Annotated in this window: 17 protein-coding genes and 1 pseudogene; 4 read left to right on the top strand and 14 right to left on the bottom strand. The window is 61.1% G+C overall.

Annotation, left to right across the window (positions count from 1 at the left end):
• Positions 1-76 precede the first annotated feature (76 nt).
• The 5 genes from AC27VU_RS28410 to arcD (AC27VU_RS28390) all read right to left on the bottom strand — a co-directional run bounded on the left by AC27VU_RS28410 (position 77) and on the right by arcD (AC27VU_RS28390) (position 5,418).
• Entirely contained in the window at positions 77-439 is a 363-nt protein-coding gene (locus AC27VU_RS28410) for a DUF5064 family protein (protein WP_003227485.1), read from the bottom strand.
• Positions 440-501: 62 nt separating this feature from the next.
• Complete coding sequence (gene arcC / locus AC27VU_RS28405) at positions 502-1,431, bottom strand: carbamate kinase (protein WP_488725374.1); 930 nt, start codon at positions 1,429-1,431, stop codon at positions 502-504.
• Between the two features lie 190 nt (positions 1,432-1,621).
• Positions 1,622-2,632 carry an ornithine carbamoyltransferase gene (locus AC27VU_RS28400; protein ID WP_003227481.1) on the bottom strand — a complete coding sequence of 337 codons (1,011 nt, stop codon included), beginning with the start codon at positions 2,630-2,632 and terminating at the stop codon, positions 1,622-1,624.
• Positions 2,633-2,700: 68 nt separating this feature from the next.
• Positions 2,701-3,957: an arginine deiminase gene (arcA, locus tag AC27VU_RS28395; RefSeq protein WP_226499537.1), complete on the bottom strand. Its 1,257-nt coding sequence runs from the start codon at positions 3,955-3,957 to the stop codon at positions 2,701-2,703.
• A 33-nt stretch (positions 3,958-3,990) separates the two neighbouring features.
• Positions 3,991-5,418, bottom strand: a complete 1,428-nt coding sequence (gene arcD / locus AC27VU_RS28390; RefSeq protein ID WP_103486276.1) for an arginine-ornithine antiporter — start codon at positions 5,416-5,418, stop codon at positions 3,991-3,993.
• Positions 5,419-5,841: 423 nt separating this feature from the next.
• Here arcD (AC27VU_RS28390) and arcD (AC27VU_RS28385) point away from each other — a divergent pair, with 423 nt between their 5' ends.
• Together arcD (AC27VU_RS28385) and AC27VU_RS28380 are read left to right on the top strand one after the other, a co-directional pair.
• Positions 5,842-7,269, top strand: a complete 1,428-nt coding sequence (arcD, locus tag AC27VU_RS28385) for an arginine-ornithine antiporter (RefSeq protein WP_103486275.1) — start codon at positions 5,842-5,844, stop codon at positions 7,267-7,269.
• On the top strand, positions 7,266-8,129 hold the full coding sequence (locus AC27VU_RS28380; RefSeq protein ID WP_488725373.1) for a DNA-3-methyladenine glycosylase family protein: 864 nt from the start codon (positions 7,266-7,268) through the stop codon (positions 8,127-8,129). The genes arcD (AC27VU_RS28385) and AC27VU_RS28380 overlap by 4 nt, the downstream gene beginning before the upstream one ends.
• 111 nt (positions 8,130-8,240) lie before the next feature.
• Here the strand turns inward: AC27VU_RS28380 and AC27VU_RS28375 are convergent, their stop codons facing one another.
• The 9 genes and pseudogenes from AC27VU_RS28375 to gap all read right to left on the bottom strand — a co-directional run bounded on the left by AC27VU_RS28375 (position 8,241) and on the right by gap (position 19,052).
• On the bottom strand, positions 8,241-9,587 hold the full coding sequence (locus tag AC27VU_RS28375; RefSeq protein WP_488725372.1) for a CoA transferase: 1,347 nt from the start codon (positions 9,585-9,587) through the stop codon (positions 8,241-8,243).
• 191 nt (positions 9,588-9,778) lie between these two features.
• Entirely contained in the window at positions 9,779-10,534 is a 756-nt protein-coding gene (locus tag AC27VU_RS28370; protein WP_400507418.1) for a methyl-accepting chemotaxis protein, read from the bottom strand.
• A gap of 102 nt (positions 10,535-10,636) precedes the next feature.
• A pseudogene (locus tag AC27VU_RS28365) lies at positions 10,637-11,644 on the bottom strand (methyl-accepting chemotaxis protein); the annotation flags it as partial.
• Between the two features lie 639 nt (positions 11,645-12,283).
• Complete coding sequence (locus AC27VU_RS28360; RefSeq protein ID WP_488725371.1) at positions 12,284-12,676, bottom strand: YbaN family protein; 393 nt, start codon at positions 12,674-12,676, stop codon at positions 12,284-12,286.
• Positions 12,677-12,840: 164 nt separating this feature from the next.
• Positions 12,841-13,437, bottom strand: coding sequence for a biliverdin-producing heme oxygenase (locus AC27VU_RS28355; protein WP_103521244.1), 597 nt, complete (start codon positions 13,435-13,437; stop codon positions 12,841-12,843).
• Between the two features lie 110 nt (positions 13,438-13,547).
• Complete coding sequence (locus AC27VU_RS28350) at positions 13,548-16,133, bottom strand: TonB-dependent receptor (RefSeq protein WP_488725370.1); 2,586 nt, start codon at positions 16,131-16,133, stop codon at positions 13,548-13,550.
• A gap of 122 nt (positions 16,134-16,255) precedes the next feature.
• Positions 16,256-17,221: a FecR family protein gene (locus tag AC27VU_RS28345; protein WP_488725369.1), complete on the bottom strand. Its 966-nt coding sequence runs from the start codon at positions 17,219-17,221 to the stop codon at positions 16,256-16,258.
• A gap of 121 nt (positions 17,222-17,342) precedes the next feature.
• Entirely contained in the window at positions 17,343-17,861 is a 519-nt protein-coding gene (locus AC27VU_RS28340) for an RNA polymerase sigma factor (RefSeq protein ID WP_041068631.1), read from the bottom strand.
• Positions 17,862-18,050: 189 nt separating this feature from the next.
• On the bottom strand, positions 18,051-19,052 hold the full coding sequence (gene gap, locus AC27VU_RS28335) for a type I glyceraldehyde-3-phosphate dehydrogenase (protein ID WP_488725368.1): 1,002 nt from the start codon (positions 19,050-19,052) through the stop codon (positions 18,051-18,053).
• Positions 19,053-19,272: 220 nt separating this feature from the next.
• Between gap and edd the strand changes: the two genes are divergently transcribed.
• Both edd and AC27VU_RS28325 read left to right on the top strand, forming a co-directional pair.
• Positions 19,273-21,099 (top strand): phosphogluconate dehydratase, encoded by a 1,827-nt coding sequence (edd, locus tag AC27VU_RS28330; RefSeq protein WP_003227464.1) that lies wholly within the window; start codon positions 19,273-19,275, stop codon positions 21,097-21,099.
• Entirely contained in the window at positions 21,096-22,055 is a 960-nt protein-coding gene (locus tag AC27VU_RS28325; RefSeq protein ID WP_488725367.1) for a glucokinase, read from the top strand. The genes edd and AC27VU_RS28325 overlap by 4 nt, the downstream gene beginning before the upstream one ends.
• The last annotated feature ends 90 nt before the right edge of the window (positions 22,056-22,145 follow it).

Genomic DNA, 22,145 nt, shown 5'->3' with positions numbered 1-22,145 from the left:
TTCGAGTTGTTTTTTCCCTCCCCCCCCCCCCCCCCCACCACCCCCGCTCCCACAGGGGAAATGTGCTGTGTTCGGGTTATTCGAGGTGTTCCGGTTTGACCGGATCGCCTGACTTCATATTCAACTGCACCCGCACGTCTTCGAACATCAGATCGTAATGCTTGTGCTGCGAGCCGATGCTGCTGTGGGTCTTGGGAATGCCGTATTTCTCGACAATCCTGGTCACGTCCCTGGCGAAGTTGTAGGCCTGGTCCTTGGGCAGAAAGAAGGTTTCCTTCATGTCCTTGCCCTGAATGCTGCCGTGCAAGGTGAACTGCATCCCTTTGCCTTCTTTGGGATCGGTGAACACTTGGTAGTCGAGGCACAGGTCGTAACTGACATCGTCCTTGTTCAACGCGTGCCGCTCGATGTGCAAATGACCCGGTTCGAATATGGCCATGGGTTTCTCCTTTCAAGGCATGGGAGAAGGGCAGACCCTAAGCCTGCCCTCGGAGTTTCTAGTTATCGATAGCTGATGCCCGGCTTCGCCGTGCTGACGCGCGTACCAGCGGTGCCCTGGACGATCGCTTCGATGTCCGCGAGCGAACCGATGACCGCGACCTTGCCAGTATGGCGCGCGAATTCGCAGGCTGCCTGCACCTTCGGCCCCATGGAGCCGGCGGCGAAACCCAGGCGTTCCAGTTCGTCCGGGTGCGCTTCGGCGATGGCTTTCTGTGTCGGCTTGCCGTAGTCGATGAACGCCGCGTTGACGTCGGTGGCGATGACCAGCAAGTCGGCGTCCAGTTGCTCGGCGAGCAGCGACGAGCACAGGTCCTTGTCGATCACCGCCTCGATGCCCTTGAGGTTGCGATGCTCGTCGTACATGGTCGGAATCCCGCCGCCGCCAGCGCAGATGACGATGCTGCCCTTGTCCAGCAGCCACTTGATCGGACGGATCTCGAAGATGCGTTTCGGCCGTGGACTGGCCACCACTCGACGGAATTTGTCGCCGTCCGGGGCAATCGCCCAGCCTTTCTCGGCGGCGAGTTTTTCCGCTTCGGCTTTGTCGTAGACCGGGCCGATCGGCTTGCTCGGGTTCTGGAAGGCCGGGTCCTTGGCGTCGACTTCAACCTGGGTCAGCAGGGTGGCAAACGGCACTTCAAAGTCCAGCAGGTTGCCCAGTTCCTGTTCGATGATGTAGCCGATCATGCCTTCGGTTTCGGCACCGAGCACGTCCAGCGGGTAGGGGGTGACGGAGGTGTAGGCCGCCGCCTGCAACGACAGCAGGCCGACTTGTGGGCCATTACCGTGGGCGATGACCAGTTGGTTGCCGGGATGGATCTTGGCGATTTGCTCGGTGGCGATGCGGATGTTGGCGCGCTGGTTGTCAGCGGTCATCGGCTCGCCACGACGGAGCAGGGCGTTACCGCCCAGAGCTACGACGATACGCATGGTGCAATCCTTTTCAGCAGAGAAATGGCTAACGACTCGGTCTCCCTGTCGGAACCGGAATCCCCTGTGGGAGGGGGCTTGCTCCCGAAGGCGGTGTGTCAGGCTCCTTTGATGTCGCCTGACACGGCCTCTTCGCGAGCAAGCCCGCTCCCACATTTGGATTTGGTTCCGTCAGTGAGAGCTATTTCGATTACAGATCAGCCAGGGTCGAGACCAGGATCGCCTTGATCGTGTGCATGCGGTTTTCCGCTTGCTCGAAGGCGATGCAGGCTGGCGACTCGAACACGTCGTCGGTCACTTCGATGCCGTTGGCCAGGTGCGGATACTGCTCGGCGATCTGTTTGCCGACCTTGGTATCGCTGTTGTGGAACGCCGGCAGGCAGTGCATGAACTTGGTGCGTGGGTTTCCGGTGGCCTTCATCAGCTCTTTGTTGACCTGGTACGGCAGCAGCTGCTGGATACGCTCGGCCCATGCCTCGACCGGTTCGCCCATCGACACCCAGACGTCGGTGTGGATGAAGTCGACGCCTTTGACCGCGGCTTTCGGATCCTCGGTCAGGGTGATGCGGGCGCCGGATTCTTCCGCGTATTTCTTGCAGCGATCGACCAGATCGTCATGCGGCCACAGGGCTTTCGGCGCGCAGATACGCACGTCCATGCCGAGCTTGGCGCCGACCAGCAGCAGCGAGTTGCCCATGTTGTTGCGCGCGTCGCCGAGGTAGGCGTAGCTGATTTCGTGGATCGGCTTGTCGGCGTGCTCACGCATGGTCAGCACGTCGGCGATCATTTGTGTTGGGTGATATTCATCGGTCAGGCCGTTGAACACCGGCACCCCGGCGAACTTCGCCAGCTCTTCGACGATTTCCTGTTTGAAGCCACGGTATTCGATGGCGTCGTACATGCGACCCAGCACGCGGGCCGTGTCTTTCATGCTTTCCTTGTGACCGATCTGCGAGGAATTCGGGTCGATGTAGGTGACGTTGGCGCCCTGGTCGTAGGCCGCCACTTCGAATGCGCAACGGGTGCGGGTCGAGGTTTTTTCGAAGATCAGGGCGATGTTGTTGCCCTTCAGGTGTTGCTGCTCGGTGCCGGTGTATTTCGCGCGTTTCAGATCGCGGGACAGGTCGAGCAGGTAACGCAGCTCACGTGGGGTGTGGTGTTCCAGGCTGAGCAGGTTACGGTTGTGGATATTAAAAGCCATGATGGATCTCCTTCGGTGTCGGTTATCCCCTGGCCGCGCTTTGTAAGTCGCGGCCAGGGCTCAGAGGTTTAGTAATCGATTGGGTCACGCACGATCGGGCAGGTCATGCAGTGGCCGCCGCCACGGCCACGGCCGAGTTCGCCGGCGCTGATGGTGATGACCTCCACGCCTGCCTTGCGCAGCAGGGTGTTGGTGTAGGTGTTGCGGTCGTAGCCGATGACCACGCCCGGTTCCACGGCCACCACGTTGTTGCCGTCGTCCCATTGCTCGCGTTCGGCGGCGAAGCTGTTGCCGCCGGTTTCCACCACGCGCAGCTTCGGCAGGTTGAGGGCTTTGGCCACGGTGTCGAGGAAGTTGGTTTCTTCGCGGCGAATGTCGATGCCGCCCTGTTTGCTTTCGTCAGGCCGCAGGGTGAACGCGACGATCTGGTTCACCACTTCCGGGAAGATCGTCACCAGGTCGCGGTCGCAGAAGCTGAACACGGTGTCCAGGTGCATCGCTGCACGGGACTTCGGCAGGCCGGCGACGATGACTTTTTCCACCGCTTTGTTCTTGAACAGGTTCAGCGCCAGTTGGCCGATGGCCTGGCGAGAAGAGCGCTCGCCCATGCCGATCAACACCACGCCGTTGCCGATTGGCATCACGTCGCCGCCCTCAAGGGTCGAGCTGCCGTGATCCTTGTCCGGGTCGCCGTACCAGATCTCGAAGTCGGCGTTGGTGAACTGCGGGTGGAATTTGTAGATGGCGGTGGCCAGCAGGGTTTCCTGACGACGCGCCGGCCAGTACATCGGGTTCAGCGTCACGCCACCGTAGATCCAGCAAGTGGTGTCGCGGGTGAACTGGGTGTTCGGCAGCGGCGGCAGGATGAAGCTGGAGTGGCCGAGGAAGTCGCGGAACATCTGGATGGTCTTGCCGCCGAAGCTGTCCGGCAGATCCTCGGCGGACACGCCGCCAATCAGAAATTCGGCGATGTGTCGTGGCTCAAGGCTTTTCAGCCAGGACTTCACTTCGCTGATCAGGCCCAGGCCTACCGAGTCGGCGGTCACCTTGCGATCAAGAATCCAGTCCAGCGCTTCGGGGTTGGCGACGATATCGGTCAGCAGGTTGTGCATTTCCAGCACGTCGATCCCGCGTTCACGCATCTTGGTCACGAAGTCGAAGTGGTCGCGCTTGGCCTGGGCGACCCACAGCACGTCGTCGAACAGCAGTTCATCGCAGTTGTTCGGGGTCAGGCGCTGGTGGGCCAGACCTGGGGAGCAAACCATGACTTTGCGCAGTTTGCCGGCTTCGGAATGGACGCCGTACTTAACTTTTTCCGTGGTCATTTCAGATCCTCCAGATAACCAATCAATCAGGTGTTACAGAGTCAGGAAGCCGTCGTAGAGGCCGTAGGCTGCCACCAGGGCACCAATGACCACCGCGGCGAAAATCAGCTTCTCGACGTTGGTGAAAACAGCTTGTTTGAGTTCGAGCTTGGCCTTGGCGAACAGGATTGCGCCGGGTGCGTAGAGCAGGGCCGAGAGCAGCAGATACTTGACCCCGCCGGCATACAGCAGCCACACCGCGTAGATCAGCGCGATGCCGCCGATGATCAGATCCTTGCGCCGCTCGGCTGCGAAGCCTTCGTAGGTTTCGCCGCGCACCGCCAGCAGCAGGGCATAGGCCGCCGACCACAGATACGGCACCAGAATCATCGAGGTGGCGAGGTAGATCAGCGACAGGTAAGTGCTGGCTGAAAACAGGGTGATGATCAAGAACAGCTGGACCATCGCGTTGGTCAGCCACAGGGCGTTGACCGGTACGTGGTTGGCGTTCTCGCGGCGCAAAAACTCCGGCATGGTGTGGTCTTTGGCGGCGGCGAACATGATCTCCGCACACAGCAGCACCCACGACAGCAGCGCGCCCAGCAGCGAGATGATCAGGCCGACGCTGATCAGCACCGCGCCCCAGTGACCGACCACGTGCTCAAGCACGGCGGCCATCGACGGGTTCTGCAGTTTGGCCAGTTCCGGCTGAGTCATGATGCCCAGCGACAGCACGTTGACCAGCACCAGGAACAGCAACACGGTGATGAAACCGATGACGGTGGCCTTGCCGACGTCGGAACGTTTTTCCGCCCGCGCCGAGAAAATGCTTGCGCCTTCGATGCCGATGAACACCCACACGGTGACCAGCATCATGTTGCGCACCTGGTTCATCACGCTGCCCAGATCCGGGTTTTTCACACCCCAGATGTCGGCGGTGAAGATGTCCAGTTTGAAGGCGAAGATCGCGATCAGGACGAACAGCAGCAGTGGCACGACCTTGGCGACCGTGGTCACCAGGTTGATGAACGCCGCCTCCTTGATCCCGCGCAGCACCAGAAAGTGCACGGCCCACAGCAGCACTGAAGCGCCGATGACCGCAGCCACCGTGTTGCCTTCACCAAATATCGGGAAAAAGTAGCCGAGGGTGCTGAACAGCAGAACGAAGTAACCGACGTTGCCCAGCCAGGCACTGATCCAGTAACCCCAGGCGGACGAGAAACCCATGTAGTCGCCGAATCCGGCCTTGGCGTAGGCGTAGACACCGCCGTCCAGGTCAGGCTTGCGATTGGCGAGGGTTTGAAAGACAAAAGCGAGGGTGAGCATGCCGACAGCGGTGATGGCCCAACCAATCAGTACCGCGCCGACGTCGGCGCTGGCGGCCATGTTTTGTGGCAAGGAGAATATCCCGCCACCGATCATTGAACCGACTACCAAGGCAACCAGTGCACCTAGTCGTAGTTTTCCGGGAGCTTCAGACATTGCATGACTCCATTGCAGGAGAGAAGAGTTCACAGCGTAGATCTGTTGTCTGTTCAATCAGCTGACATAGATCAGTGCATGGCCACATTCCATTGTTAATGAATGACTTATGAAACAACTGGAGGCATAACGCTATCGCCTGGAAAGCCCGTCCTAGAGGCTTTTGCCTGATGTGGTTGGGAATTGCTCTTATTACTTTCGAATTAACACGCTAGTTCTTTTTCAGCTTTTGGCAAATTTTCGCCATCTGTTTTCAGTACAGAATTGATTTATTAGGATTCGCGCACAAAACTGTCTTAGCGTGCTAGGCGTTAGCTTCAGTCGCTATATATAAATGGGTATTTCTCGGTATTACCTGATAAACGTCGTGTGGTATTAGGCGTTTAGTTAATAGTTGTTACAAATGAATGAAGGGAGACAAGAATGTCGCAACCGACGCAAAAGCTGCGACTGGGTGCGTTGATCGCCCTGGTGGTGGGTTCGATGATTGGTGGCGGGATTTTTTCCTTGCCGCAGAACATGGCCGCCCGCGCCGATGCCGGAGCGATCCTGATCGGCTGGGGCATCACCGCTATCGGCATGCTGACCCTGGCGTTCGTGTTCCAGACCCTGGCCAACCGCAAGCCCGAGCTGGATTCCGGGGTCTATGCCTACGCCAAGGCCGGGTTTGGCGATTACATGGGGTTTTCGTCGGCGTGGGGTTACTGGATCAGCGCCTGGCTGGGCAACGTCGGTTATTTCGTCCTGTTGTTCAGCACCCTCGGTTACTTCTTTCCGGTATTCGGCCAAGGCAATACGCCGGTTGCCATCGGCTGTGCGTCGGTGCTGTTGTGGGCCGTGCATTTTCTGGTGATGCGCGGGATCAAGGAGGCGGCGTTCATCAATCAGGTGACCACGGTCGCCAAGATCGTGCCGCTGATCATGTTCATCGTCATCGCGGCGGTGGCATTCAAGGCCGATATCTTCACCCGCGACATCTGGGGCCGCAGCAACCCGAGCTTTGGCGGGGTGATGGATCAGGTGCGCAACATGATGCTGGTGACGGTGTTCGTGTTTATCGGCATCGAGGGCGCCAGCGTCTATTCGGCGCGGGCGGAGAAACGCACCGATGTCGGGCGCGCCACGGTGATCGGTTTCCTCGGGGTGCTGGCGCTGCTGGTGCTGGTCAACGTGCTGTCGCTGGGGATCATGAGCCAGCCCGAATTGGCCAGGTTGCAAAACCCGTCGCTGGCGGCGGTGCTGGAACACATCGTCGGGCCGTGGGGCGCGCTGCTGATCAGCCTCGGTCTGGCGGTGTCGCTGCTCGGCGCATTGCTGTCATGGGCGCTGCTCTGCGCCGAAATCCTGTTCGCCACGGCCCGGGACAAGACCATGCCGGCGTTCCTGAAAAAGGAAAACGCCAACCATGTGCCGGTCAATGCGCTATGGCTGACCAACGTGATGATTCAGCTATTCCTGCTGATCACACTGTTTTCTGCCGGCACCTACACCAGCCTGATCTACCTCGCTTCGTCGATGATTCTGGTGCCGTATCTGTGGTCGGCGGCGTATGCGGTGTTGCTCAGCGGGCGCGGCGAAACCTATGAACATGCCTCGGCCGAACGCACCAAGGACTTGCTGATTGGCGGCATCGCCCTGTGTTACGCGGTGTGGTTGTTGTATGCCGGCGGAGTGAAGTATTTGCTGCTGTCGGCGCTGCTGTATGCACCGGGGGTGGTGCTGTTTGCCAAGGCCAAGCATGAGCAGGGCGAGCCGCTGTTCACTCATGTCGAGAAGGGCATTTTTACTTGTGTGGTGATTGGTGCAGGGCTGGCGGCCTATGGCTTGTACAGCGGATTGTTAGCGTTGTGAGGTTGAGGCTTGCGTATCAGCCGCCGTATGACTGGGAGGCTATGCTCGGTTTTCTTGCAGCGCGGGCGGTGGTCGGGATGGAGACCGTGGCTGATGGTGTGTATTCGCGCAGCATCGGTTTGAACGGTGTGCATGGCACGGTTTCGGTTTGGTCTGGCACGGGCGATGCGCTGGAGGTCGAACTGGATTTTCCTGATCCGGCGCTGCTGCCGCAGATTGTTGCAAGGTTGCGCCGGCTGTTTGATCTGGACGCAGATCTGGCAGTGATGCAAGGGCATCTGGCGAAAGATCCATTGCTGGCACGATTGATCGCCGAGCGCCCGGGGCTGCGGGTACCGGGGGCGTGGGACGGTCTGGAGCTGGCGTTTCGCGCGGTGCTCGGTCAGCAGATTACCGTGGTGGCAGCGATTCGCTTGGCGGGCAAACTTGTGGCGCAATATGGTGCGCCGTTACGCTCGGCGCTGCCGGGTTTGAGTCATGTTTTCCCTCAGGCGGGTGTGTTGGCGACGGCAGATCTGGCGGCGCTGGGCATGCCGAAAAGTCGCGGGCGAACGTTATCGGGCGTGGCGCAGGCGCTACTCGATGATCCGCTGTTGTTCGCGCCGGGACGCGAGGGCGGGGTGGCACGGCTGTTGGCGTTGCACGGGATTGGCGAGTGGACGGCGCAGTACATCGCACTGCGGCAGTTGCGCGATATGGATGGCTTTCCTCATGGCGATGTCGGGTTGCTGCGGGCGCTGGAAGTGCTGGAAGGTGTGCGGCCGACAGCGCGGGAATTGGCTGATCGTGCCGAAGTCTGGCGACCCTGTCGGGGGTATGCGGCGCAGGTGTTGTGGACGTCTTTGAGTCGGGCGGATTGAGCCTGAATCAGTGTTGTCGGTGCAGCCGCCTTCGCGAGCAAGCCCGCTCCCACAGGGGAACGCATTTCACCTGTGGGAGCGGGCTTGCTCGCGAAAGGGCCCGAATGGTCATCACCATTGCGGGCGATGTGAACCCAATTCGGTGGCCGGCAATGCCCATTGCAACGGGGTCCCGCTGATCTTCACCGGTGCCAGCAAGCGGTGCGCTGGCCCCCACGGTGTCTGTTCCAGCGACAGGCTTTGATCCTGCTCATCTTCAGCACGCAACGAATCGCTCGACCCCGGCCCCTGTTCGATCAACAGTTTGGCCGTACGCGCCAGCGACAGGCGCGCAGAGCCACCCTGACCGGTCCTTAAACGTTCGGTCAAAAGTCGGATCGCACTCGCCGCCATCAAATACCCGGTGCCGTGATCCAGCGCCTGCACCGGCAACGGCGTCGGTTTGTCAGCCTGTTTCCAGCGCTGCCCGGCTTCGGCGATGCCGCTGCTCATCTGCACCAGGCTGTCGAAGCCGCGTCGGTTGTGCCACGGGCCGCTCCAGCCATAGGCGTTGAGGCTGACGTCGATCAGCCCCGGCGCCAGTTGTCGGCGGCGTTCGGCGCCGAAGCCGAGATGTTCCAGGGCATCGGCGCGGTAGCCGTGCAGGAGGATGTCGGCGTCTTTCAACAGGTTTTCGAACAATGCACGATCGGCCGGTTGCTGCAGATCCAGTCGCGCACAACGTTTGCCCAGGGTGACTTCCGGCACCACGCCCGGCTCGTTCCAGCTCGGCGGGTCGATGCGCAGCACATTGGCGCCGAGGCCGGCGAGAAAACGGCTTGCGGTGGGGCCAGCGAGCACGCGGGTCAGGTCCAGCACCTTGAGCCCGGCCAATGGTTGCGCGACTGAGCCTGCCCAGGGTTGCGCGATCTGTTGGTGATCGGCACTGAAGTGCACCAGCGGCTCGGCGTTTACTGCCAGCCCCTGCGGGTGTTGCTGCCACTGCGCCCAACTGCGCATTTCGGCGGCGCAGCCCTTGGCGTCGACTATCGCCTGCTCCAGATCGGCGCCGCTCCATTGCGCGACTTTCGCCGCCATCGCTGCACGATCGGCGCAGGCACCGAGCACGCTTTCGGCTGCGGCGCGGTGATGCGGGGCGTTGGTGTGCAGGCGGATCCAGCCGTCGCGGGTCGCGTAGTCGCCGGCGATCGGGTCCCACAGCGGCGGTAACTCCCAGCCCATGGGGCGGATGGAAGAAGCGAACCAGAACGAGGCCAGACGCCGGTCTACTTCCACGGCGGGCAAGTGCCCGGTCTGTTGCCGGAGCAGTTCGCTGACGGCCTGAGCGGCAGCGGCGATGCTCGCGCAGGCCAGGTCGGTGACGGCGAACGCCGAGGGCAGGGCGCCGCTGTTGGTGAACGGAATCGGCGTTTTGGGCAAGCCGAGTGCGGCTTGAATGGACGTGAGTAAATCAGTCATCGAAGGCCCTCCGGGAGAGAGGGCGATGATAGTGCAAAAAAATGTCGGGGCAGATGAAAACGCCAGCGGGTGAATACTTACCCTGTGGGAGCGAGCTTGCTCGCGAAGAGGTCATCACATTCAGCATCATCATTGAATGGTAGACCGCATTCGCGAGCAAGCTCGCTCCCACAGGGCTCAACGGTGTGGCGTTAAACGCGGAACTGATCCATCAGCTTCATCTGTTGACTGGCCAACGCATTCAACTGACTGCTGATCGCCGCCGACTCAGTCGCCTGCTCAGTCAGTGTTTCAGTCACGGTGCGAATCGCCGAAACGTTGCGATTGACCTCTTCGGCCACCGCGCTCTGCTGTTCGGCGGCGCTGGCGATCTGCAGGTTCATGTCGCTGATCACCGTCACCGCATCGCTGATCTTGCCCAGTGCGTCCACCGCCTGCCGGATCTGCCCGGCGTTGTTGTGCGCCTGGGTCTGGCTCGAATGCATGGTCGCGACCACGCCACGGGTGCCGGTCTGGATGCGTTCGATGACGATGCGGATTTCTTCCACCGAATCCTGAGTGCGCTTGGCGAGGTTGCGCACCTCGTCGGCTACCACCGCGAAACCACGCCCGCTTTCCCCGGCGCGGGCCGCTTCGATGGCGGCGTTGAGCGCCAGCAGGTTGGTCTGTTCGGCGATGCTGCGGATGACTTCCAGCACCGAACCGATCTGCTCGCTGTTGACCGCCAGCGCTTCGACTTCGGTCACCGCTTTGCTGACTTCATCGGCCAGTTGATTGATGTCGCGGGTGCTGCGCTCGATGATCGACATGCCGTCCTTGGCCGACTGATCGGCACCCTTGGCGGCGTTGGCCGCGTTCGACGCGCTGTTGGCGACGTCATGCGCGGTGGCGCTCATTTCGTTGGACGCGGTGGCGACCTGATCGATTTCGCGGAACTGCACCTGCATGCCTTCGCTGGTCTGGCGGGCGATTTCCGAGGACTGATCAGCAGTGCCACGCGCTTCGGTGATGCTCTGTTTGATCTGGGCGATGGTCGGTTGCAGCTTGTCGAGGAAGCGGTTGAACCAGTTCACCAGTTCGCCCAGTTCATCTTTCTTGCTGTAGTTCAGGCGCTGGGTCAGGTCGCCTTCACCGCTGGCGATGTTCTTCAGCATTTCAGCAACGCTGTTGATCGGCCGGGTCACGCCCGACGCGGTGAGCCAGATCAGCAGCAGGCCAATCAGACCAGCGACTACCGCCACCAGCAACGCGGTGATCACCCCGGTTTTCTGCGCATCGTCGAGCACCGCTTGCAGCTTGACCGAGTCGGCCAGCAGCACCTGTTTCGGCAGGTCGATGACCACGCCCCAGGCCCGCGAGTTACCAATCGGATCGACCGGGTACACGGCGCGAATCAGGTCGCCCTGTTCGAGAATTTTCGGCGTGCCGCTGCTGACCAGTTGCAGGACATCCTTGCCTTCGGCACCGAGCGTTTCGCTGATTTGTTTGCCGACTTTCTTCGCATCGGAACTGTCCGCACCGAGCACGCCGCTGCCGGAGACGATCAGCATGTGCCCGGCGCCGTTGAACAGGTCGCGCTGCGAGTCGAGCGCCGCCGCTTGCAGGGCATCGAGGGCGATGTCGACGCCGACCACGCCGATGGCCTTGCCGTCGACGATCAACGGCACGGAAATGGTGGTCATCAACATTTCCTTGGTCCCGACGGTGTCGGCGTATGGGTCGAGCAGGCAGGTGCGCTTGTTGTCGCGAGGGCAGGTGTACCAGCTGTTGTATGGCGTGCCGCTGACGCTGAGGGTGGTCTTGGTCATGTCTTCTTCGACCATGATCGTGTTCAGCGCCGAGCCGGCGGCGCGGCTCCAGTAGGTCGCAAAACGCCCGGCTTCGTTGGACTGGCGCGCCGCATCGTTGACGAATTCGCTGTCCTTGCCATCGAGGCCGTTGGGTTCGAAAGCGAGCCAGATGCCGAGCACCTTGTCGTTGCGCTCGAACGCGGTTTTCAGGCTCTGATTCAACTCTTCACGCAGGGCCCCGGCCTCCAGCGACCGCTTGGCGGCCATCACGCGCATGTCCTTGATCTGGTCGGCCAGGGCGGTGATCACCGTCAGGCTTTCGCCAAAGGTCTTCTGCACTCGCACCGCCTGCTCGGCCGCCTTGGCCTGCAACAGGTTCTGCACACTCGCGGTGAGCATCTTGCTGCTGGAGTCGCTGACCACTTCGTCGTTCTGGTTGGTCTGGTAAATGTTTATGCCGACGATCAGCGCAACCACACCGAGCAGGCACAGACCGGAGAGCAGGACGATTTTCAGGCGAATGGAGAGAGAGTCGAACATGGGGCGATCTCGTGAATGAATGAGCAGGTGGCCACGGGATGAACTACCCGGTTCGCCAAATCCATTCAGCGCCATGCATTGCTCATCGGCGCGCAGCGAGGGCGCATGAGGCGCTTGCCGACGAACGGTCAGCGCTAAACGTTTGCGCAGGGGATTGTGCCGAAAAGGCGATTAATTACAGGGAAGTTTCAGCCGGATGACCGCCGGGGAGCTGGTGATGATGAGGCTATTGTGGCGAGGGAGCTTGCTCCCGCTGGAGTGCGCAGCGCTCCCCAGCATGCTTACCGACTCACCGCATGCGGAGGTGTTGCGACGGCTTCGCCGCCGAGCGGGAGCAAGCTCCCTCGCCACAGGGGGATCTGTGAGTCAGGAGGAGGGGATCGCTTCCGGGCGTGACCAGATCCACAGATTGCCCAGACTCATCCCGGCAATGGCCAGATACACCGGCCAGCCGTGATCGAGCATCACCAGCATCAGCGTCGCGCACAGCAGCATGCTGACGGTGGCGCTGACCTTGGCCTTGCGCGCGATGATCTTGCCGTTGCGCCAGTTGCTCAGGATCGGCCCGAACAGCCGATGGTTTTCCAGCCAGGCACTCAGGCGCGGCGAGCTGCGAGTCGCGGCCCAGGCGGCGAGCAGGATGAACTCGGTGGTCGGCAGGCCGGGCACGACGATGGCGATCAGGCCAATGCCGAGGCTGACATAGGCCAGCAGGCCGAACAGCAGGCGGGCGAGTTTTGACGAGGCGGGTTGCGGCATGGGCTCGGGATTGCTGTGAGGCGAAACGGGGGATTCTACAGGCTAGCGCTGTTCCCATGTGGGAGCGGGCTTGCTCGCGAATGCGCTGTGTCAGTGACATATCAGGTGACTGACACAGCGCATTCGCGAGCAAGCCCGCTCCTACAAGGGGAATTTGCGGTGTATCAGGCCGGTTCGGCTTCGGTCGCGTAAGCCTGTTCCAGCAGCACGGTGAAGCGGTTGAACGCGTCGATCGCGCCTTGCTCGACTTCGGCTTCTTCCTCGGCAGTGAACTGCAGCGAGTCGAGGGTGCGCACGAAGCTTTTCCAGCCTTCGGCACGACCCCCTTCCGGCTCGCCCAGGTGACGGGCGCCGAAGGTTTCGCTGAGGTCCAGCGCCACCGCGCGTTTGATCAGGAACGCGGCGCCGAGCTTCGAACCTTCGGAGACGAAGATCCAGCCGAGGGCGCGGGCCTTGCTCGGGTTTTTCAGCGCACCGGCCACCGGTGCCGGGATGTCGGTGTCCAGATCCGCCAGGTCAGCCTTGGCCGCTTCGGCGCGGCATCGGGCCGGCAGATCCGGGACGATGGCAGCCAGTTCGGCGTCGTTGTACAGGTCTACCAGTTCCGACTGGAACAGGTATTGCGCGACCACGAAACGCGCGAAGTTGGCGCGGGTTTCGAACGGCGCGTGGGCCTTGACCAGGGCGTCGAGCTTGCTGTGCGGCTCGTGGGTGATCTGGTTCAGGCGTTGTGAACGCAGGGCTTTTTCCGATGTGGTCATGGGGTGTCCTTGATAAAGAGGCGCTTGATAACGAGACGAACGGGCAGGTGCCAAACCGTAAAAAAAGCCCTGCGATGCGCTGAACAATGCGCGTCGCAGGGCCGTCCGGATCAGATGTCCCAGACCAGATTGATCGCGAAGTTGCGGCCCGGTTGGGTCAGACGATCAAGGTTGGCCGGTTGCGTTACAGAGGCTTCGCCGACGCTGTCGTAACCGCGCACGTCATCCCACAGCCAGTATTTCTTGTCGGTCAGGTTGTAGATGCCGCCGCTGACGGTGACGTCGTCGGTGACTTTGTAGTAGCCGGCCAGATCGAGAATGCCGAAGCCCGGGGTCTTGAACTGGCTGCTGACGCCATCCGGCGACTTGAAGTTGCTGTCGTCGACGCGATCTTTTTTCTTCACCACGGTCCAGCTCAGCAGGCCACCGTAGTTGTCCTGGTCGTAACCCAGGCCGAACACGCCGGTCAGCGGATTGACGCTGTTGAGCGGTTCGCCGTTGTCGTTGTTGCGACCGTAGGCGTAAGCGATCGAGCCCTGGGTGTAGAGGCCTTGCGGCGCACCGAACGCATCGAGGTTCAGACGACCTTTGACTTCGGCGCCCTTGATGGTCGCGTGCTTGATGTTGCTCGACTGGAAGGTCAGCTCGTCGTAGCCGGGGGTGACGGCGTCTTCGTTGATGAAATCGCGGTACTTGTTATAGAACACCGCCACGTCGAACGAGCCTTGCTCGAAGTTGCCGCGCAGACCGGTTTCATAGCTTTTGCTTTTTTCCGGTTCCAGGTTCGGGTTCGGCGCCACGTTGTAGCCGGTGGTGCTGTTTTCGAAGCGCCCGTACAGCGCTTTCGCGGTCGGCGTGCGGAACCCTTCGGCGTATTGGCCGTACCAGGTGTAGTTATCGGTCAGGGCATAGGTCAGGCCGAACTTGGGCGAGACTTTGTGCCAGGTCTTGTTCTCGTCGCTGACCGTGCCGTTGCCGTCGGCGGCCACGGTGTTGAGGAACTCCTGGGTGACGTGCGGCTTGAGCTGGGTGTAGTCGTAGCGCAGGCCCGGCAGGAAGGTCCACTTGTTCCAGCTGATCTGATCCTGGGCGAACAGGCTGTAGGTGTTGATGGTCGGGTCCGGGAAGTCGCTGGATTTTTTCAGCACATCCGCCGCGCTGGTGGCGCCGATGGCGGTGCAGCCACGGCCAACCGCCAGGCACTTGCCGTCGCCGCTGCGCGAACCGGTGACTTTCTGCTGTTTGATCGTGGTGCCGTAGGTCAGCACGTGATCGGTGTCACCGATGGCGAAGGCCTTGTCCAGCTGCGCATCGAATACCCACTGTTTTTCCTCGTAGATCGTGTCGCGGGTGCGCAGCACTTTACGGGTCATCGGGTAGTAGAACTCTTCGGTGCTCTGGTCAGTCTTGGCGATCTGGTGGTTGAGGCTCCACTTCACGTTATCGGCCAGCAGGCTGTCGAGGGCGAAGCTGTGCTCCAGGCCGAAACGCTCGCGGGTGATGGTGTCGTTGCCGGTACGCCACTGGTACATGCCGCCGGGCAGCACACTGTTGGGAATGGTCGGCGCGCCATTGAAGTACGGGCCGCCGTAGGCGCTTTTCTGATCGGTGTCGCGATCGTCCTTGAATTTCTCGTAGGTCAGGCCCAGGCGCGAACCTTCGTTGTAGTTCCAGCCGATCTTCGCCAGGACGTTGGTGGCTTTGACGTCTTCCGGGTTGGCGGCAGTGCGCTCAAGGCCAGTGCCGTTGTTGCTGCCGTAGGAGTCGGTTTCGTGACCGTCGCGCTGGCTGAAGTGCAGCAAGCCGTCGAACTGCTCGGCACGACCAGCGACGGTGGCGGATTTCAGCCAGCTCTCATCGGCGGAGCTGTAACCGGTTTTGAGGCGAGCGCCGACGTCTTTGCCGGGCTTGATGATGTCGTCCGGGTCGAGGGTGTAGTAGCTGACGGCGCCGCCGATGGCGTTGCTGCCGTACAGCACCGAGGCCGGGCCACGGAGGATTTCCACGCGTTTGACGATTTCCGGGTCGACGTAATTGCGCTGGGTCTTGGCGTACGGGCCATTGAAGAAACCGTCCGGCACTTCGACGCCGTCAACCTGCGTCAGGATGCGGTCGCCGTCGATGCCACGGATGTTGTAGCCGCTGATACCGCCACGCTGGCCGGCGCCGCCGACCGACACGCCCGGCTCGTAGCGCACCAGATCCTTGATGGTGTTGACGTTGTTGCGATCCAGATCCTGGCGGGTCTGCACGGTGACGGTGGCCGGCACGCTGCTGACCGACTGTTCCTGGCGGGTGGCGCTGATGGTCACCTGATCCAGATTGAGCGCGCCGCTGTTGTTGCGCTTCTCCAGCACCAAGTTGTTGTTGCTCAGCTTGCGGAAGCTCAGGTTGGTCCCCACCAACAGGCGCTCCAGGGCTTTTTCCGGCGGCAGCGAACCGCGCACACCCGGCGACGATACGCCCTGACCCAATTCTGCCGGCAAGCCGACCTGCCAACCGGTGACAGTGGTGAAGGCATTGAGCGCCGACACCAGCGGTTGCTGGCCGATCGAGAACGAATAATCACCCATGTTGCGCGCCGGTTGTTCGGTGGCAGCCATCAGCGGTGCAGTGCCGGCCATGAGGATGGCGGCTGTCAGCAACGACAATACGCGGGAAGGGGAAGCAGTCTGGCGGGTAAGGCGAGAGGACATCGATAGCGCTCCGTGTCGCACGAATCTTTATAGGTGCTGATTCGCCTCCGAAGATGCGAATCAATTGCATTGGCTATAACGAGACGAACGGGCTTTCGCTATCGAGTAAAAATAATTCTCATTTAGTTCAGGATCACCAGCGCGGGGAATTCCTGCAGGCGCGCCGAGGTGATGTGGGCGAGGGAGCGCACCACGTCCAGCGGCTGGTCGAGACGGTAATTGCCGGTGACGTTGACGTCGGCCAACTGTTCGTTGGTGTTGATGATCCAGCCCGGGTAGTAGCGGCGCAGTTCGGCCAGCACCTGATTCAACGGGCAGTTCTCGAACACCAGACGGCCCTGGACCCAGGCCAGGTCGGTCGCGACATCGAGCTTGCCCGGACGATCAAAACCGTTGGGGCCGATACGGATGCTTTCGCCTGCGCTCAAACGCACTCGCGCATCGTTGTGCGTGGCGCGCAGATCGACATCGCCGCGTTGCACATTGACCTGCGCCACGCCGTCCAGATAGCGCACGGCGAACGCGGTGTCGCGCACGCTGGCCTGCACCGGGCCGGCATCGATTTCCAGCGGCTGAGCCCGGTTGGCCGCTACCTCGAAAAACGCTTCGCCCTGATACAGTCGCGCCACGCGCTGGCGCTCGTTGATGGTGCTGGAGAATGCCGAGTTGGTGTTGAGCAGCACCTTGGAACCGTCCTCCAGCTGCAGGCGCTGACGCTCGCCGACCACGGTCAGATGATCGGCCTGAAGGCGCATCGGCAGGTTGCTGAAACTGAACAGACCGAGCACCAGCACCGCAGCAGTCGCCAACGGTTTCCAGTGCGGACGCAGACGTTTGAGCAACGTGACTTTCGCCGGCTTCGCCGCGAGACTCTGCGCACACTGCACTACTTGCGGTCCGTCCCAGATCGCCTGAGCCTTGGCGAACGCCTCGGCATTCAACGGATCGGCCGCCAGCCATGCGTGAAATTGCCGGGTCTGCTCTTCGTCCGCACTGCCCAGCACGATGAGCCAGTCCAGAGCCTGGTCCATTGCACGGGCGGCGTCCTGCGCCGTTGCAGGCGAAGGCGGGCGGTGGGTGTCCGTCACGGTGTGTCCTCGGCAGTGTCTGTGCACGGCTGTTTTTTTAGTGAAGCGTAAAAGTCGGGCAAGGGTAGCAAAGCCCGATGATCAGTGCAGTCGATGCTGCTGACTGAAATCGCCTGCAACCTCAGGCGCCATTCAAGCGCTCGGCGACACCGATGCAGATCGACATGATCAGCTTGAGTTCCTTCTGCACGGTGCTGAGGGACACATTCAGCTCGTCGGCGATTTCCTGGTAGCTGTGCCCGTGCAGGCGGCTGAGGATGAAAATCTGCTGCTGACGCGGGCTGAGTTGACTGAGGCTCACGTTCAGGCGCTCCAGCAATTGTTCGGCGTGGGCGGCGTCTTCGGCGCTGCTGGCGGGGGCGGCGACACTGTGCACCACGTCCTGCGGCACGTCATCGACCATGGTCCGCGAATGGATCTTGCGCGCGCGCAGGTGATCCAGCGCCAGATTGCGCGCGGTCTGAAACACGAAGGGTTCAAGGTGATCGATGGCGCGCTCGCTCAACGCCCGCGTCACGCGCAGGTAGGTTTCCTGCAACAGGTCTTCGGCGGTGCTGTGGTTGTTGACCATGCGCTCGATCGTGCGCAGCAGGGACGTGCGCTGAGAGAGAAAGACATGATTGAAGCGCGATTGACTCACGGGGGAACCTGATCCATTTCGAGCGAATGATAATGCTTATCATCTAGTCGAGTGGTCAAGCCCTGATTTTGAATACAACGAAAAACCTTGTGGGAGCGAGCTTGCTCGCGAAGGCGTAGTGTCAGGCAATTCAACTTGCGACTGACCCACCGCTTTCGCGAGCAAGCTCGCTCCCACACGGATAGGGGATTATTCGGCGTTGCAGAGCGCCAGGCAGTTATCCAGCATGCGGTTGGAGAAGCCCCACTCATTGTCGTACCACGCCAGCACCTTCAGCAGTTTGCCGCTGACTTTGGTGTGGTTGGCGTCGAAGATCGACGACAACGGGTTGTGGTTGAAGTCGCTGGAAACCAGCGGCAACGTGTTGTAACCGAGAATTTTCGAGTGCTGGCTGGCAGCCTTCATCAGTGCGTTGACTTCCTCGGCCGTGGCTTCCTTCTTCAGCTGCACCGTCAGGTCCACCAGCGACACATTGATCACCGGCACCCGCACGGCCATGCCGGTCAGTTTGCCCGCCAGTTCCGGCAGCACCAGGCCTACCGCTTCGGCGGCGCCGGTCTTGCTCGGGATCATGTTCTGCGTGGCCGAACGCGCACGGTACGGGTCGGTGTGGTAGACGTCGGTGAGGTTCTGATCGTTGGTGTAGGCATGAATCGTGGTCATCAAACCGCTTTCAATACCCAACTCGCGGTGCAGCACCTGCGCCACTGGCGCCAGGCAGTTGGTGGTGCACGAAGCGTTGGAGATGATCTGGTGCGACTGGCGCAGAATGTCGTGGTTGACGCCGTAAACGACGGTGGCGTCGGCGCCCTTGGCCGGGGCCGAGATGATGACTTTGCGTGCGCCGGCAGTAAGATGCGCGGCGGCTTTGGCACGGTCGGTGAACAGACCGGTGCATTCGAACACCACATCAATTTTTTCCGCGGCCCACGGCAGGTCGGCCGGGTTGCGAATCGCGCTGACCGCAATACGGTCGCCATTGACCGTCAGGCTCTCATTGTCATGGGCCACTTCGGCGTCGAATGTGCCGTGAACGGTGTCGTATTTGAGCAGATGGGCATTGATCGAGCTGTCGCCCAGATCATTGATGGCGACGATCTGCAAATCCTGTCGATAGCCTTGGGTATACAGTGCGCGCAGGACATTACGGCCGATGCGGCCAAAACCATTGATTGCGATTCGAAGAGTCATTGAACAGCGCCGCCGTCGTTTTGTTGTTGGAATTACAAGATTATTCGCATAAAAATAGAAAACAAGCCTTTTTAGTGGCAATATTTTGTTTTATCTACAACGAGTGACCTGAATCAACTGGTCCGAATGGTCAAAAAAACCGTCTGTCATTCCAACAACAACGGCGTTTGATCAGCATAGACAATCAGGTCGCCACATCCGTTAGCCTGGAGTTCTACACATGCATCCCCGCGTTCTTGAGGTCACCGAACGGCTTATCGCCCGCAGCCGCGCCACGCGTCAGGCTTACCTTGCACTGATTCGCGGCGCCGCGACTGACGGGCCGATGCGCGGCAAGCTGCAATGCGCCAACTTCGCCCACGGCGTGGCCGGGTGTGGCAGCGAAGACAAGCACAGCTTGCGGATGATGAACTCGGCGAACATCGCCATCGTTTCTTCGTATAACGACATGCTCTCGGCGCACCAGCCGTACGAAGTCTTTCCCCAGCAGATCAAAAACGCCTTGCGCGAAATCGGTTCGGTCGGCCAGTTCGCCGGCGGTACGCCAGCGATGTGCGATGGCGTGACCCAGGGCGAGCCGGGCATGGAGCTGAGCCTGCCGAGCCGCGAAGTGATCGCCATGTCCACGGCGGTGGCGCTGTCGCACAACATGTTCGACGGCGCGCTGATGCTCGGCATCTGCGACAAGATTGTGCCGGGCCTGATGATGGGCTCCCTGCGTTTCGGCCATCTGCCGACGATTTTCGTTCCGGGCGGGCCGATGGTCTCGGGGATTTCCAACAAGGAAAAAGCCGACGTGCGGCAGAAGTACGCCGAAGGCAAGGCAACCCGCGAAGAGTTGCTGGAATCGGAGATGAAGTCCTACCACAGTCCGGGCACTTGCACCTTCTACGGAACCGCCAACACCAACCAGTTGCTGATGGAAGTCATGGGCCTGCACTTGCCGGGCGCGTCTTTCGTCAATCCGAACACCCCGCTGCGTGATGCCCTGACCCGCGAAGCCGCGCATCAGGTCACACGTCTGACCAAGCAGAACGGCAACTTCATGCCGATCGGCGAAATCGTCGACGAGAAGGCACTGGTCAACTCGATCGTCGCGCTGCACGCCACCGGTGGCTCGACCAACCACACCTTGCACATGCCGGCCATCGCCATGGCCGCTGGCATCCAGCTGACCTGGCAGGACATGGCCGACCTCTCCGAAGTCGTGCCGACCCTGAGCCACGTCTACCCGAACGGCAAAGCCGACATCAACCACTTCCAGGCCGCTGGCGGTATGTCGTTCCTGATCCGTGAGCTGCTTGAAGCGGGCCTGCTGCACGAAGACGTCAACACCGTGCTTGGCCACGGTCTGAGCCGCTACACCAAAGAGCCGTTCCTCGATAACGGTGAGTTGGTGTGGCGCGAAGGCCCGATCGAAAGCCTCGACGAAAACATCCTGCGCCCGGTCGCCCGCGCATTCTCGCCGGAGGGCGGTCTGCGGGTGATGGAAGGCAACCTTGGTCGCGGGGTGATGAAGGTTTCCGCCGTGGCGTTGGAAAACCAGATCGTCGAAGCACCGGCCATGGTGTTCCAGGATCAGCAGGACTTGGCGGATGCGTTCAAGGCCGGTCTGCTGGAGAAGGATTTTGTCGCGGTCATGCGCTTCCAGGGCCCGCGCTCCAACGGCATGCCGGAACTGCACAAGATGACGCCGTTCCTCGGCGTGCTGCAGGATCGCGGCTTCAAAGTTGCGCTGGTCACCGACGGGCGCATGTCCGGCGCATCGGGGAAAATCCCGGCGGCGATTCACGTCAGCCCCGAAGCTTATGTCGGTGGTGCTTTGGCGCGGGTGCAAGAGGGCGATATCATCCGCGTCGATGGCGTCAAAGGCACTTTGGAACTCAAGGTCGACGCCGCCGAATTTGCAGCGCGTGAACCTGCCAAAGGCCTGTTGGGCAACAACATCGGCAGCGGTCGCGAACTGTTTGGCTTCATGCGTTTGGCCTTCAGCTCGGCGGAGCAGGGCGCCAGCGCCTTCACTTCTGCCCTGGAGACGCTTAATTGAAACTGGCTTTGGTCGGTGATATCGGAGGCACCAACGCGCGGTTCGCGTTGTGGAAAAACCAGCAACTGGAATCGGTTCAGGTGCTGGCGACAGCCGACCACGCCAGCCCGGAAGAGGCGATCAGCCTCTACCTGAGCGGCCTCGGTCTGGCGCCGGGTTCGATCGGTTCGGTGTGCCTGTCGGTGGCTGGGCCGGTGAGTGGTGATGAATTCAAGTTCACCAACAACCACTGGCGCCTGAGCCGCACGGCATTCTGCAAGACCTTGCAGGTCGAGCAACTGCTGCTGATCAACGACTTCTCGGCGATGGCGTTGGGAATGACCCGTTTGCAGCCCGGCGAATTCCGCGTGGTCTGCGAAGGCACGCCTGAGCCGTTGCGCCCGGCGGTGGTGATCGGTCCAGGCACTGGCCTGGGCGTTGGCACCTTGCTCGATCTGGGCGAAGGGCGGTTTGCCGCGTTGCCGGGGGAGGGCGGTCATGTTGACCTGCCGCTGAGCAGTCCGCGTGAAACCCAGCTCTGGCAGCATATCCACAACGAAATTGGTCATGTCAGCGCAGAAACTGCATTGAGCGGCGGCGGTTTGCCGCGAGTCTACCGCTCGATCTGCGCAGTGGACGGACATGAACCGAAGCTTGATACGCCGGAAGCAATCACCGCAGCCGGTCTGGCCGGTGACCCGATTGCCCTGGAAGTACTGGAGCAGTTCTGCTGCTGGCTCGGTCGTGTGGCGGGCAACAACGTGCTGACCACCGGTGGTCGTGGCGGCGTGTACATCGTAGGCGGGGTGATTCCGCGCTTTGCCGACTTCTTCGTCAACAGCGGTTTCGCCCGCAGCTTCGCCGACAAGGGCTGCATGAGCGATTACTTCAAGGGCATCCCGGTGTGGCTGGTGACGGCGCCGTATTCCGGGCTGGTGGGGGCCGGTGTGGCACTGGAGCAAGCAATCCCTGCCTGAAACACGATCCAATTGTGGGAGCGGGCTTGCTCGCGAAAGCGGGGTGTCAGTCACCATAGATGGAAACCGATACAGCCCCCCCCCCAACAA

The organism is Pseudomonas sp. 14P5.3.2, from assembly GCF_057799175.1.
The sequence above is the reverse complement of the archived record's forward strand: the minus strand, read 5'-3'. Positions and strand labels throughout refer to the sequence as shown.